The sequence below is a fragment of the Geobacter sp. FeAm09 genome, assembly GCF_008330225.1.
GTDB lineage: Bacteria > Desulfobacterota > Desulfuromonadia > Geobacterales > Pseudopelobacteraceae > Oryzomonas.
The window spans coordinates 3203037-3216351 of the sequence record NZ_CP042466.1; the positions used below are offsets into that span (position 1 = coordinate 3203037).

The window sequence follows — 13315 nt, forward strand, 5'->3', positions numbered from 1 at the left end:
CACGCGCCGCTGCAGGAGTCTGATGGATGGAACCGTTTTCCGTAGCCCAATGCGTCGGGTATGTTGCCTTCGTTCTCGGGGTGACGGCCTTTTTTCAAAAGATCGATCACCGCCTGAAGTTCTTCAACGGAGCGGAATGCCTCGCTTACGCGGTGCATTTCACGCTTCTGGGAAACCTCCCCGGCGCGGCCAGCGCCCTCATATCCAGCGGGCGCTCGTTCCTCGCCATAAAGATCCGTTCCCCCCTGCTGGCCGTGGTGATCATCGGCCTCAACATGGCCGTCGGGCTCACCCTGGCCAAAAGCGGGGTCGGCTGGTTTCCCGTGGGCGCCTCGAGCATCGCCACCCTGGCGGTCTTCACCATGCGGGGAATCCCCATGCGCCTGGCCCTGCTGGTCAGCACGTTCCTCTGGCTGGCCAACAACATCATCTGCGGCTCCATCGGCGGCACGCTCCTGGAAACGATCATCGCCATCGTCAACGGTTCGACCATGGTCCGCATTCTCAGGTCGCCCGAACGGGACCTTGCCGGGGCCGGCGGCGCGGTGGGCAGGGCGGAATGACGACAGGGTACGGCACCATGCGTAAAGCGTTTTTCGACACCTTGATAGTGTGGGACAGACTATTTTGAATCTCCTCAGCGACATCCGTGGTAAAAGGCTGCTGCATGCCGCCCTCCTGGCATTGTCCCTGGTCCTGGCCCTGACCGGCCGGGCCGCTGCCCAGGGCGGCTTTGCCGCCTACCCCCCCCTGGCGCCCGACTATAGCTCCATCAAGGTTTTCGACAACCAGGGGCGGTATGTCGGTCGCCTCCTGTCGGAGAAACGGTACTGGGCAACCATCGACCGCATCCCCTCCTTTCTGCAGAAAGCGGTGGTGGCGGTTGAAGACGCCCGCTTTTACGAACATGGCGGGATCGATATCCGCGGCATCGCCCGGGCCCTGGTGAAGGATGTGGTCAAGGGGAAAATGGTCGAGGGGGGCTCGACCATCACCCAGCAGTTGATCAAGAACAAGTACCTGTCCGGCGCGAAGACCATCGAGCGCAAGCTGGACGAAGCCCGCCTGGCCATGGATTTCGAAAAGAAATATACCAAGAAGCAGATTCTGGAGATGTATTTCAACGAGATCTATTATGGCAACGGGGCCTGGGGCATCGTCCAGGCGGCCCGCATCTATTTCGACAAGAACCCGGAGGACCTGACCGAGGCCGAGTGCGCCCTCCTGGCCGGCGTGCCCAAGAATCCGGGCCGTTACAATCCGCTGGGCAAGGGGGCCAACGTCACGCGGCGGCGGGATGTGGTCCTCAAACGGATGGTGGACCTGAATATCATCACCCCCCGCCAGAAACAGCGGTTGAGGACCCAGCGGGTTACCTTCATGCCGTCGGGACAGGCCCCCCAGTATCTGGCCCATATCCGGGCCAAACTCATGGAGCGGTACGGTGCGGAGGTTATCGAACAGGGGGGGCTGGAGGTGACCGCGGCCCTGGACTTGAACCTGCAGAAACAGGCGGAACAGGCGCTGGCCGAGGGGGTGAAACGCATCTCCCCCCACCTGCAGGGGGCCTTGGTGTGCCTTGATCCCGCCACGGGGGACGTGCTGGCGGCCGTGGGGGGCGTCGGCGTTACCAAGGGCTCCTATAACCGGGCCTTTTCCGCCAAACGCCAGCCCGGGTCGGCCATCAAGCCGCTGATCTACGCCGCGGCCCTGGAAAAGGGGATTACCGCCGGCAGCATCTGGAGCGATGCGCCGGTGGCCTACGACCGGGGCAACAATCAGGTCTGGAAACCGCAGAACTACGGGAGGGAGCAGTACGGCGAGCTTTCCCTGAGGCGAGCCCTGGCATATTCCAGCAACGTCGTCACGGTCAAGGTGCTCGAGGCCATCGGGGTGCCGTATTTTGCCGATTTCGCCGGGAAAATGGGGCTGCCGTTGCGGGCCCAGAACGGCCTTTCCCTGGCCCTGGGGACGGATGAGGTCACCCTGAACGACCTGGTCCAGGCGTATACCCCCCTGGCCACCGGGGGCATGCACTCCGAAGGGCGGACCATTATCCGGATCTATGACCACCGGCGCCACGCCTGGACGGAGAATCCCCCGATCGTCGCCCCGACCCTGGCGCCCGCCACCGCCTTTGTCACCACCCAGATGCTGAAGGACGTCATGACCTACGGCACCGCGAAATCCCTCAGAAAATTCAGCCAGCAGCACCCGGCCGCCGGGAAGACCGGCACCACGGACGACTACCGGGATGCCTGGTTCGTCGGCTATACCCCCCAGGTAATAACCGGCGTCTGGGTGGGGTACGACAAGCCCCGGCCCGGCGGGAGGGGCTTTACCGGAGGCGCGGTCGCCGCCCCCATCTGGGAGCGGTTCATGCGCCGGGCCGTGGCCGCGAGGCCGGCTGTCGATTTTCCCAGGCCGGATGCGGTGGTTTCCGTTGCCATCGACCCGGTCACGGGCTACCTGGCGACGGCGGAGTGCCCCAAGAAGCACGATGAATTCTATATCGCCGGAACCGAGCCCACCCGCTACTGCCCCAAACATGGCGGAGGCGAGGCCGTGCCCGTGCCGGCCCCGCCGGCACCACAACAGTGAAAAGGAGAAGGAATATGCCCCAGTTCGGTTTTCTCGGTCTCGGCATCATGGGTAACGCCATGGCGGCCAATCTGGTGCGGGCCGGTTTCCCGGTCACGGTCTGGAACCGCAACCCGGCAAAATGCGCCCCCCTGGTGGCCCTGGGGGCACGCCAGGGGGGAAGCCCCCGGGAGGTGGCGGCAGCCTGCGACATTACCTTTGCCATGCTCGCCGACCCCGCCGCCGCCACGGAGGTCTGCTTCGGCCCGGATGGGGTGCTGGAGGGGATCGGCGCCGGGCGCGGCTACATCGACATGTCCACCGTGGACGACGTAACCGCCCGCGCCGTCGCCGGGGCGGTGGCCGACCGCGGCGGCCGCTTCCTCGAGGCGCCGGTTTCCGGCACGAAAAAGCCGGCCGAGGACGGCACCCTGATCATCCTGGCCGCAGGCGACCGGGGGTTGTACGACGAGGCCGCCCCGGCCCTGGACAGGATGGGGAAGAAGCGCCTCTACCTGGGGGCGGTCGGCCAGGGGGCGCGCATGAAGCTGGTGGTGAACGCGATCATGGGAGGAATGGTGACGGCCCTCTGCGAGGGGGTGGCCCTTGGCCAGAAAGGGGGACTCGACGGTGCCGAGATCCTGGAGGCCCTCGATGCCGGCGCGCTCGCCAACCCGCTCTTCAAGGGCAAGGGACCGATGCTGCTCAAGGGCGAATACCCCACCAGCTTTCCGCTCAAGCACATGCAGAAGGACTTGCGCCTTGCCGTGGCCCTGGGGGATGAACTGGGGCAGCCGCTCCACTGCATCGCCGCGGTCAACGAGACCTTCAAGCGGGCGCGCATGGCAGGGCACGCCGACGAGGACCTTGCCGCGGTCTTCCAGGTCATCAAACAATAGGACGGAACCGGCGGGAGTGCGGCGGGGGAGAGGCATCGGCATGAACAAGAGGTCGCGGGTCACCGGGAGGATGGGCGGAGGGGGCATGACATGAAGTTTACCCTCCTGACCCATTCCAAGGAGTTCGGCAAACGTTCCAATACCGGGAAACTGGTGCTGGAGGTCCTGGGAGACGCGGCCGAGCAGGTCCGCTGGGACCGGCTGAACCCGCCCGCCGGACTCATGGAGGACATCGAGGCGGGCGGCGTGGCCCTGGTCTATCCCGGCGCACCGGACGAGAGTGACGACGACCTGACCGGTATCGATCATTTCGTCCTCATCGACGGCACCTGGCACGAGGCGCGCAAGATCCACCAGCGAAGCCCCTATCTCCTGAAACTCCGCCGGGTCTGCCTCAAGCCGGCCGGCACCTCCCGCTACAACCTCCGGAAGAACCAGAAAGAGGCCTGTCTCTGCACCGCGGAGTGCGTGATGGAAATCCTGCGCGGTACGGGGAGGAACGAAGAGGCGGAGCAGCTGCTGGAGCGCTTCCTGGCATTCATCAGGCCCCCCGGAGCCATGCGGGGAGCGGTGCCGGGACACTGAGACGGCGACGGCGAGCCTCGAAGCTCACATCATCCCCCCGGCCGGCTCTCGCCGCCTCTGAGGGCATCGACGCTCCAGATCCCGCCCCCCTGGGTGGCGATACACAGGAACACGAAACAGTAGATCACCGCCAGCTCGCCGTTGTTCTGGATCGGCAGCAGCGCCTTCGTTCCGTGGGCCATCCAGTACGCCACGGCCATCTGCCCGCTGGTGATGAAAGCCGCCCAGCGGGTGAAGAGCCCGATCATGACCAGAATGCCGCCAATCAACTCGATCGGGCCGGCGACGTAGGTAATGAATGGGGGAACCCCCGGCGGCATGGGGACCGGGATGCCGAAAAGCTTCTGGACGCCGTGCCAGAGAAAGAGAAAGCCGACGACGATCCGCATCAGGGCGTACCCTTGGGCGTTGTAGGGCGACAAAAAGGACTTCATGGCAGCACCTCCTGGTGATGGTGGCCGGTTACGGGGTCATTTCGCGGCACAGAGGGCCGCGGCGCGCGCACCGATCTCTTCCGGCGCCACGTCTTCCGTATGGGTGGCAATCGACCATTTGTGCCCGAACGGGTCGGCGACCGTGCCCATGCGGTCACCCCAGAACTGGTCCGCAACCGGCATCAGCAGCGTGGCGCCTGCCGCGACCGCACGGTTCACCACCTCGTCCACATCGGCAACGTACAGGACAATGGATACGGCGGTGCCCCCCAGGGTCTGCGGGCTGAGGGCATGCCACTCGGGCGATTCATCGCACAGCATGACCGGCGAATCGCCGATCACGATTTCGGCGTGCATCAATTTGCCGTCGGGTTTTGGCAGGCGCATGCACTCCGTGGCGCCGAACGCCTCTTTATAGAATTCAATGGCTTTGGCGGCGTTGGTGATGATCAGGTAGGGGGTCGCCGTGTGATAGCCGTCAGGGATCGGTTTTACCGTGGTGCCCATGATGTTCCTCCCTTCTGGAGCGTCACGCGAACGGGACTGTTTCTCCGCGCTCATGGGAATCGCCCCTTTATAAAGATTATTTTAGTCCCTTGCCGAAAAAAGGCAATACGCCGTTGTATGGCCGGGCGACCGGCAGGGGGAGCTGCGGAAAACCGGCCGCACGCGGGCCGGCCTTGCAGCGTTGCCGGGGCGTTCCGGCGCTTCTCGCGGCTTCAGCCGCTGATGGCCGCATGAAGACGGTTGAAATTTTTTGGCTCATCCCCAATACTTGTGCAGAAGGTTACAGACCACCCAAACCTCTGCGCCGGGACACGACCCGGCAGAGGAGCGAGGATATCACCACACATGGCACTGCCGTCCAAAGTCTACAAAGCGGCCCTCCAACTCTCGGACGTGGACCATGGCGTCTACGAAACCCTGCAGGCAACGGTCGCCCAGCATCCTTCGGAAACCGAGGAACGGCTTGTCTCCCGGTTGCTGGCCTACGCGATCTTCCATGAAGCCGAGCTGACGTTCACCAAGGGGATCAGCGCCACGGACGAACCGGACCTTTGGGTGAAACGGGGCGACGACAGGGTGCGGCTCTGGGTCGAGGTCGGCCTGCCGGAGGCGGACCGTGTCATCAAGGCGAGCCGCCACTCGGAACGGGTCGCCCTGCTCGCCTGCGGCAGGCAACTCGCCACATGGGACCAGCAGCAGTTGCCCAAACTGGAGAAGCTGGCCAATCTCACCATCGTCAGCATCGACCCGGCCATGATCGCCCGGCTGGTCGCGCTGCTGGACCGCTCCATCGCCTGGTCGGTCACCATCACCGAAGGCACGCTCTATCTGACCTGCGGCGCAGAAACCGTGGAGAGCCCCCTCCTGGTAAAGGTGGGCAGCCGGTGAGCCCGGCGGGCGGAACCAGCCGCATCGCCGCTCCATGTGCGACAGCCACACCCATCACGACCGTCACGAAGGGAACACCATGACCACGAACGATCTTCTCCGCGGCCTGCGGTACGCCCTGAAACTGAATGGCGAGGCCATCGCCGAACTGTGTGCGTTGGGCGGGCATGAAATCAAACCGATAGAGGTGCTGAAACTGCTGAAAAAGGAAGAGGAGACCGGTTTTATGGCCTGCGACGAGGCGGTGATGCGGGCCTTTCTGGACGGCCTGATCGTTTCCCGGCGCGGCGCGCAGGAGCCGAAACCCGGTGCGCCCACGGCGCCGGACGCGGCGTTGAACAACAACCTCATCCTGCGCAAGCTCAGAATCGCGTTGGAGCTGAACGACGAGGGGATGCTCGCGGTCCTGGCAAAGGCCGGGGTCCAGCTTTCCAAATCCGAATTGTCCGCCATGTTCCGGGCAAAAGGGCACAGGAACTACAAGCCCTGCGGCGACCAGGTCCTCCGCAACTTCATCCGCGGCCTGGCGCTTGGCGGGGGCAACACCTAGCCGGCAGCGGCATGTGCCCGGAATTTCGGGGGGCGGTCCGCTTGATGGCATGCGGTCCGCCCCCTTTTTTACGCCAGCGTTACCGAAACAGCCGGAGAGGTGCGAGCCATGACGAAGGAACAGATGATTCAGGAGATAACCGCACGGCTTGCCGCCGACCTTGCGGTGCTGGCCAGCGCCGCGCGGGCGGCCCACGAAGCGGCCACCCACGAGGAGTGCCTCCCCGACAACAAGTACGACACCACCGCCCTGGAGGCGTCATACATCGCCCAGGGGCAGGCCAACCGCGCCCAGGAGATCAGGATCGCCCTGGAGAGTTACCGCACCCTGACGCTGTCCGGCTTCGACGACGCCGCGCCGATCCGGCTGACGGCCCTGGTTACCCTCGAAAGCGAGCTGGGGGAGGTGCGGCGGCTTTTTCTCGGCCCCCAGGCCGGAGGCATGAAGATCGCTGACCGTGGCGGCGAGATCGTAGTCATCACCCCCCGCTCCCCCCTGGGGCGTTCCCTGCTGGGGCTGAGAACCGGCGACGAGGTGCAGATGGGCGAGGGGGCCGCGGCCCAGACCTTCACCGTTGTGGAGGTCTGCTGATGCGCCCCTGACCGGGAAGAACGGAATTTTCTGGTATACTGGAAGAAAAATGCCGGCACGAGGTGATGCCATGGCCGAAACGACCTTAAGCGGCGAGGAGACCCCCCGCATCCGCGAGATGGAAATCGACGATTTTCCCGAGGTGTTCCATATCGGCGAGGAGGTCTTCACCGTCGAATACTCCCAGAGCCTCTACCGTACTTGGGACGAATTCGAGATCACCACCCTCTTCAATTCGGACACCGAACTGTGCCTGGTGGCGGAAATGGGGGGGCGCATCGTCGGGTTTGCCCTGGGGACCACAGTCAAGAAGCATAACTCACCCTGGATGTACGGCTACCTGGTCTGGCTGGGGGTCCGGCGGGACACCCAGAAGGGGCGCGTGGGGAGCAGGCTGTTCCATGAGATCAGGCGCCGCATGGTGGAGCAGGGGGTGCGGATGATCATCATCGATACCTCTGCCGATAATCTGGCCGCCATCAACTTCTTCAAGAAGCAGGGCTTCGACGATATCCAGGAACATGTCTACATGTCCCTCAACCTGACGCGCAAGGCCAGGAAAAAGGCGGTGAAGAAACCATGAACGCCCGCCTGGACGAGGTTTGGCAGGCCATTGACCCAACGCGGCTGCGCAGAACCCTGCTCCAGATGCTGGACATCTACTCCCCCTCCGGCAAGGAGGAGGACATCCAGCTCTACCTGGAGGAGGTTCTCAGCCGCGCCGGCTTCCGGGTGGAGCGTCAGGAGGTGGAGCGCGAACGCTACAACCTGCGGGTCACCATGGGGAGCGGCGCGCCGGCACTCTACCTGGTGGGGCACGTGGACACGGTCCCGGCCTGGGACCTGGAGGAATTCGGCGCGCGCGAGGAGGAAAACCTCATCCGCGGCCTGGGGAGCGCCGACATGAAGGGGGGGTGCGCCGCCATGGTGGAGGCGTGGCTGGCCATCTCCGACGCCCTGGGGCCGGAGGAACGGCCATCCTTGGGCCTGCTGCTGGTGGTGGGGGAGGAGGAGAACGGCGACGGCAGCGCCGCCTTCCTGCAACAGTGCCATCCCCCCTGGGTGGTGATCGGCGAGCCAACCGGGCTGGCGCCCTGCTTCGCCCATTACGGCTACCTGGAGGCGGGGTTCGTCACCCGCGGCCTGCGCCGCCACTCCTCGTTGCCCGAGCTGGGACACAACGCGGTGGAGTCCATGCTGCGCCTGCTGCTGCATCTGGGCAAGGCGCCGCTCTTCGACCGGGAGCGAGGGGAGATCGTCTACTCGATCCGGGAATTGAGTTCGTCCCGGGCCGGCTTTGTCGTCCCGGACCGGTGCGAAGCGTGGATCGATCTGCACCTGCCCCCCGGCATGGACCCCGCGGCCCTCCAGGGGGCGATCCGCGGCATCGCCGCCGAAGCGGAGCGTTTCATCCCGGGTCTGGACATGGAGGTGAGCTTCGACTTCGCCTCACCCGGCTACGACTTGGGCGATGACAGCCGACCGGCCCGGCTGGTCGAGGAAATCTACACCCGCTTGGGGCGCACGCCCCGCTTGAGCGCCTTCCGCTCCCACTCGGACGGCAACCTCTTCCATGGGGCCGGCACCCGGCCCATCATCCTGGGGCCCGGCTCCCTGGAGAGCGCCCATACGGCCGACGAGCAGGTCCCCTTCCACGAGGTGGCTGAGGCCGCCCGCATCTATGCCGCCCTGGCCCTGGGGATGGGGTGATCCGAAACATCGGGGCGCCTCCCGGTGCGCCATGCCGTCCCTACCCCATGTGTCCCCCTCTCCCGAGATACCATCGGATCATCTTTCTTCCGCAATGTTACAAAAAAGATACTACGTACCCAAATAGTCCGTTATTGACGAATGAGCGCCTATGGCAGAATATGGCGCACACCATTTAACAAGAGAAGCGCGGCGGTGAAACCCGCGCGAAAACAGGAGGACGAATCGATGAACGTTGTCGCCATCAACGGCAGCCCCAAAAAAGAGGGCAATACCTACCATGCCATCAGGATGGTTGCCGCCGAGCTTGAAAAGGAAGGTGTGGAAACCGAGATCATCCACATCGGCAACAAGGTGATCCAGGGCTGCATCGCCTGCGGCCAGTGCGCCAACAACCGGAACGAACGCTGCATCCTGCCGGGCGACGAACTCAACGACGCCCTCCAGAAGATGAAACAGGCGGATGGGATCATCCTGGGGACCCCCGTCCATTACGCCGCCATAGGCGGCACCATGAAGTCGTTTCTGGACCGGGCCTTTTACGTCGCCGGCTCCAACGGCGGGATGTTCCGGCACAAGGTCGGCGCCGCGGTGGTTGCGGTGCGGCGTTCCGGCGGCGTGCCCACCTTCGACCAGCTGAACAATTTTTTGCACTATGCCGAGATGCTGGTGCCAAGCACCAATTACTGGAACGTCATCCACGGCACCCGCCCGGGAGAGGTGGCACAGGACGACGAGGGGCAGCAGATCATGCGCGTGCTGGGCAAAAACATGGCATGGCTGATGAAACTGGTGGAACACGGCAAAGGGTCTGTTGCGGAGCCTGAGGCGGAAGCCAAAACCTTCATGAATTTCATCCGGTAAATGGCGTCGGGCGTGCGGAACGCTTTCCGCAACCCCGGCAAAAACACAGCGAGAGAGGACTACCCATGTCGAGATTAACCGTTGTCGCCAGGATACTGGCGAAGAAAGAGGCGGCCGATGCGGTCAGGGCCGAACTGCTCACCCTGATTGCGCCGACCAGAAACGAAGAGGGGTGCATCGAATACCGGCTGCACCAGGATAATGAGGACCCGGCGCTGTTCTTCTTCTACGAAACCTGGGAGAACGGAGCCTTTCTGGAAAAACACAAGGAGACGGCCCATTACCGGACCTGCTTCACCGCCATAGAGGGCATGATCCGGGAACGGTCCGTGAATAAATTGACCAAGATTGAGCCGTAACCAGGCCTCGACCGCTGCGGACCATCCATAAACCCCGTCTTTTCAGGCGGGGTTTTCCATTTTCAGGGCTATGGGCGGTTCAAGAGCCGTTTGCCCGAGTGGTGGGATGAGTGATTTTTTACGAATTGTTACGCAACCGTTGTGGAAATTCCGGCAGGCTGCGCTATGATGTTACGGGATGTCATCACCGATATGATGGGAGAACGCGTCATGAAGCTTGATGAAATCAGGGAACGGGCGAAGCAGCTCAATATCAGGGCCGGCAAGATGAAAAAGGCCGATCTGGTGCGCGCCATCCAGCAGGCCGAAGGGAACGAGTCGTGCTTCGATTCCGGCAAAGCCGCCACCTGCGGCCAGGACAACTGTCTCTGGCGGGAGGATTGCGACTGAGAACCGGGACCGGGCAGAGGGATACCCCCCTACCCCGGCCCGTTCCTCCTATGGCGCCCCGGTGGCCCGCAGGTATTTGCCCAGTTCCGCGTCAACCTTGGAGATGTGGTTTATCAGCCACTTGAGCAGCATGTTGTTGGTTTCCGTCACATGATGGACGGCCACCCCTTCCGATTTTATCTCGTCCTTCAACGCCTTGACCCGGACGATGAATCCGTCGTGCTCCTGTTTATGGGCGGCATAGGCGGGATAACGGCTGCTTCTCTGGATGGCCTCCTCGTCGCTGAAGTGGCTGATCACATATTCATCGAGAAATCCCAAAAGCCGCCGCAACTCGTCCATTCCCTTGCCCGTCTCGCAGGCCTTGAGCAGGCTGTCGAAACGCGACAGCAGCTCCTTATGCTGATTGTCGATCTCCGGCACGCCGATTGCCAGCGATTCTCTCCACGCGATTCCCATACCCGATACCCCTCTTTGACAGTCTTAAATAACAGGCCGGTCAACCCGACTCATTTTCTGGTTTTTCTTTTACCTTTTTCTTCGTGCCTTTGCAACAGTTCCGCCATCCGCCGCAGGTGGACATCCACCAGGTGGTACAGCGTCCCCTTGGGAAAGGCGCCGTTCTTGGCGCGTGCGCCGGCGGCCATGCCGGTCAGGATCTCGATCCCCTGCTCGATGGTTTCCACACTCCAGATGTGGAATTGGCCCGCTGCGACCGCCGCCACCACATCATCGCGCAGCATCAGATTCCGCTCATTGGCCTTGGGGATCATGACCCCCTGCCGCCCGGTCAGCCCCTTGGACTTGCAGACGGCAAAGAAGCCCTCGATCTTGTAGTTGACCCCGCCGATGGGCTGGATGATACCCCGCTGGTTGACGCTGCCGGTCACCGCGATCCCCTGTTTGATGGGAACGCCGGACAGGGCCGACAGGAGGGCGTACAGCTCGGTGGAGGAGGCGCTGTCCCCCTCGACGCCGTCGTAGGACTGTTCGAAACAGATGGAGGACGAGAGCGACAAGGGGTACGTGGCGGCAAAGGTCCCCCCCAGATACCCGGTCAGGATCAGGACCCCCTTGTCATGGATCGGCCCGGAGAGCTTGACCTCCCGCTCCACGTTGACCATGCCGGCCTGGCCGGTGTAGACCCGGGCGGTAATGCGCGAGGGGCGGCCAAAGGTGTGATCGCCCAGGGACATGACCGACAGGCCGTTGATCTGGCCGATCACCTCCCCGTCCGTATCCACCATGATGGTGCCGTCGTCGTACAACTCCTGCAGACGTTCTTCGATGCGGTTCACCCGGTAGAGCTTCTCTTCGGCGGCGCGCTGCACGTCGGCGCCGTTCACGATGGCATGCCCGTCTTTTTGGGCCCAGAAGCCCGCCTCCCGGATGAAGTCGGCGATCTCCATGAACTGGGAGGAGAGCTTCTCCTGGTCCTCCACCATGCGGGCGGTGTACTCCAGCAGGCGGGCGACCCCGCTGCGGTCGAAATGCAACAGCTTTTCGCACCGGCAGTGGGTGGCCACGAACAGGGCGTAGTCCCGCATGATCTCCGGTGTGCGTGCGACCCGGTTGTCGAACTCGGCCTTGACCTTGAAGAACTTGCGGTAATCCGGGTCCAGGTGGAACAGCAGATAGTAGATCCAGGGAGAGCCGACCAGGATGATCTTGGCCTGCAGCGGCACCGGCTCCGGCTTCAGGGATACCATGGTCATGAAGCGGTACTGTTCCAGCACATCCTCGATCCTGATCTCGCCGGTCCGGATGCAGCGCTTGAGCGAATCCCACACAAAGGGGTTGATCAGCACCTCCCGGGCGTCGATCACCAGGTAGCCGCCATTGGCCCGGTGGAGCGCTCCGGGCCTGATCATGGTGAAATCGGTCACCGCCACGCCGCCGTACTGCATGACGTGCTCGATGCGGCCGAAGAGATTGTTGTAGGTGGGGTTGGACTCGAAGATGACCGGCGCGCCCGCGGCCTCCCGGTTATCCACCAGCACATTGACCTCGTAGCGCTCGAAGGTCGGCTCCTGGCGGGGCATCCTCAGGCCGGGGATCTGGGGCTGGGCCGTCTGGGGCTTGAAGTCCTCAAGATTATTGAGGACATCCTCCTGCACCGCCTCCAGGTAGGCCAGTACCTTCGGAAACTCGCCATACTTCTGGCGTATCGGGTCGAGATGATGGCCCAGGCACGACATGCCCAAATCCCGGTCGGCCTGGGAAAGCGCATCCTTGGTCGCCTTTTCGTTCTCCCGCACCTGGCGCAGCACCTCGTTCAACCGCTCCGTCAGCTCCTTGCCGTCCTTCTCCAGCTTTTCGCGTTTTTTCTGGGGCAGCCCCTCGTACTCCTCCTGGGTGTAGTTGCGCCCCTCCTTCTGGGGCACGACCACCAGCCCGGAGACCGTGCGCTGCAAGGTAAAGCCGCGCTTCCCGCACGCCTTCTCGAGCACCTGGAACAGCTCGCTGTTGGTGGCCTGGTAGGTTTCCAGGATCTCGGTGCGGCGGTTCTCGTACTCCCTGCTTTCCAGGGCCTTGGGGATATCCTGTTTGAAGGACTCGATCAACTCCTTCATGTCCGCCGCCAGCCCGCCGCCCATGCCGGCCGGCAGCGACAGGGACACCGCCGCGTCGTGATCCTTGAAGTTGTGGACATAGAGCCAGTCGCAGGGCTGCGGCTCGGTTGCGGTCCGTTTCCTGAGGATGCTGCGGATGGTGGAGGCCCGGCCGGTGCCGGTCTCGCCCGAGATGTAGAGGTTGAAACCGGTGCCCTCCATGCCGAGACCGAACTCGATGGAGCGCAGGGCCCGCTCCTGCCCGATGGCGTCTTCCAGGTCGGGGAGCTCCTCGGTGGTCTCGAAATCGAGGCTGTGGGGGTCGCATTGCCAGCGGAGCTTTTCAGCGGGGATGAGCAGTTTGGTGGATGACATGGGACGCTCCTGCGCAAGGGAAAAATAGGAA

16 protein-coding genes are annotated in these 13315 nt (G+C 63.4%); 12 read left to right on the forward strand and 4 right to left on the reverse strand.

The features are described 5' to 3' along the window. Positions 1-26: 26 nt before the first annotated feature. The 4 genes from FO488_RS15095 (at position 27) to FO488_RS15110 (ending at position 4064) form a co-directional block, all read left to right on the forward strand. On the forward strand, positions 27-563 hold the full coding sequence (locus FO488_RS15095) for a YgjV family protein (RefSeq protein WP_149211314.1): 537 nt from the start codon (positions 27-29) through the stop codon (positions 561-563). 97 nt (positions 564-660) lie between these two features. Next, on the forward strand, positions 661-2601 hold the full coding sequence (locus FO488_RS15100; RefSeq protein WP_149212214.1) for a transglycosylase domain-containing protein: 1941 nt from the start codon (positions 661-663) through the stop codon (positions 2599-2601). Positions 2602-2615: 14 nt separating this feature from the next. Next, positions 2616-3479, forward strand: coding sequence for an NAD(P)-dependent oxidoreductase (locus FO488_RS15105; RefSeq protein WP_149211315.1), 864 nt, complete (start codon positions 2616-2618; stop codon positions 3477-3479). A gap of 90 nt (positions 3480-3569) precedes the next feature. After that, the gene (locus FO488_RS15110; RefSeq protein WP_149211316.1) at positions 3570-4064 is read left to right on the forward strand and encodes a tRNA-uridine aminocarboxypropyltransferase; all 495 of its coding nucleotides are present in this window, start codon (positions 3570-3572) and stop codon (positions 4062-4064) included. Between the two features lie 29 nt (positions 4065-4093). Here FO488_RS15110 and FO488_RS15115 read toward each other — a convergent pair whose 3' ends face one another. Both FO488_RS15115 and FO488_RS15120 read right to left on the reverse strand, forming a co-directional pair. Continuing rightward, positions 4094-4498, reverse strand: a complete 405-nt coding sequence (locus tag FO488_RS15115) for a DoxX family protein (RefSeq protein WP_149211317.1) — start codon at positions 4496-4498, stop codon at positions 4094-4096. Positions 4499-4534: 36 nt separating this feature from the next. Continuing rightward, the gene (locus tag FO488_RS15120) at positions 4535-5005 is read right to left on the reverse strand and encodes a VOC family protein (protein WP_149212215.1); all 471 of its coding nucleotides are present in this window, start codon (positions 5003-5005) and stop codon (positions 4535-4537) included. A 345-nt stretch (positions 5006-5350) separates the two neighbouring features. On the opposite strand from FO488_RS15120, the gene FO488_RS15125 reads away from it, so the two are divergent. The 8 genes from FO488_RS15125 to FO488_RS15160 all read left to right on the forward strand — a co-directional run bounded on the left by FO488_RS15125 (position 5351) and on the right by FO488_RS15160 (position 10357). Beyond that, complete coding sequence (locus FO488_RS15125) at positions 5351-5893, forward strand: YaeQ family protein (RefSeq protein WP_149211318.1); 543 nt, start codon at positions 5351-5353, stop codon at positions 5891-5893. Positions 5894-5972: 79 nt separating this feature from the next. Next, complete coding sequence (locus tag FO488_RS15130; RefSeq protein ID WP_149211319.1) at positions 5973-6443, forward strand: DUF1456 family protein; 471 nt, start codon at positions 5973-5975, stop codon at positions 6441-6443. A gap of 108 nt (positions 6444-6551) precedes the next feature. Continuing rightward, on the forward strand, positions 6552-7034 hold the full coding sequence (locus tag FO488_RS15135; RefSeq protein WP_149211320.1) for a GreA/GreB family elongation factor: 483 nt from the start codon (positions 6552-6554) through the stop codon (positions 7032-7034). Positions 7035-7104: 70 nt separating this feature from the next. After that, positions 7105-7617 (forward strand): GNAT family N-acetyltransferase, encoded by a 513-nt coding sequence (locus tag FO488_RS15140; protein WP_149211321.1) that lies wholly within the window; start codon positions 7105-7107, stop codon positions 7615-7617. Further along, positions 7614-8744: a M20 family metallopeptidase gene (locus FO488_RS15145; RefSeq protein ID WP_149211322.1), complete on the forward strand. Its 1131-nt coding sequence runs from the start codon at positions 7614-7616 to the stop codon at positions 8742-8744. The genes FO488_RS15140 and FO488_RS15145 overlap by 4 nt, the downstream gene beginning before the upstream one ends. 228 nt (positions 8745-8972) lie before the next feature. Further along, on the forward strand, positions 8973-9608 hold the full coding sequence (locus tag FO488_RS15150) for a flavodoxin family protein (protein ID WP_149211323.1): 636 nt from the start codon (positions 8973-8975) through the stop codon (positions 9606-9608). A gap of 65 nt (positions 9609-9673) precedes the next feature. After that, a complete protein-coding gene (locus tag FO488_RS15155) occupies positions 9674-9967 on the forward strand; it encodes a putative quinol monooxygenase (RefSeq protein WP_149211324.1) in 294 nt (97 codons plus the stop codon). Positions 9968-10132: 165 nt separating this feature from the next. Then, entirely contained in the window at positions 10133-10357 is a 225-nt protein-coding gene (locus FO488_RS15160) for a Rho termination factor N-terminal domain-containing protein (protein WP_370514284.1), read from the forward strand. 48 nt (positions 10358-10405) lie between these two features. On the opposite strand, the gene FO488_RS15165 is transcribed toward FO488_RS15160, so the two are convergent. Beyond that, the gene (locus FO488_RS15165) at positions 10406-10816 is read right to left on the reverse strand and encodes a bacteriohemerythrin (RefSeq protein WP_149211325.1); all 411 of its coding nucleotides are present in this window, start codon (positions 10814-10816) and stop codon (positions 10406-10408) included. Positions 10817-10866: 50 nt separating this feature from the next. Then, positions 10867-13284 (reverse strand): Lon protease family protein, encoded by a 2418-nt coding sequence (locus tag FO488_RS15170; protein ID WP_149211326.1) that lies wholly within the window; start codon positions 13282-13284, stop codon positions 10867-10869. Positions 13285-13315 lie beyond the last annotated feature (31 nt).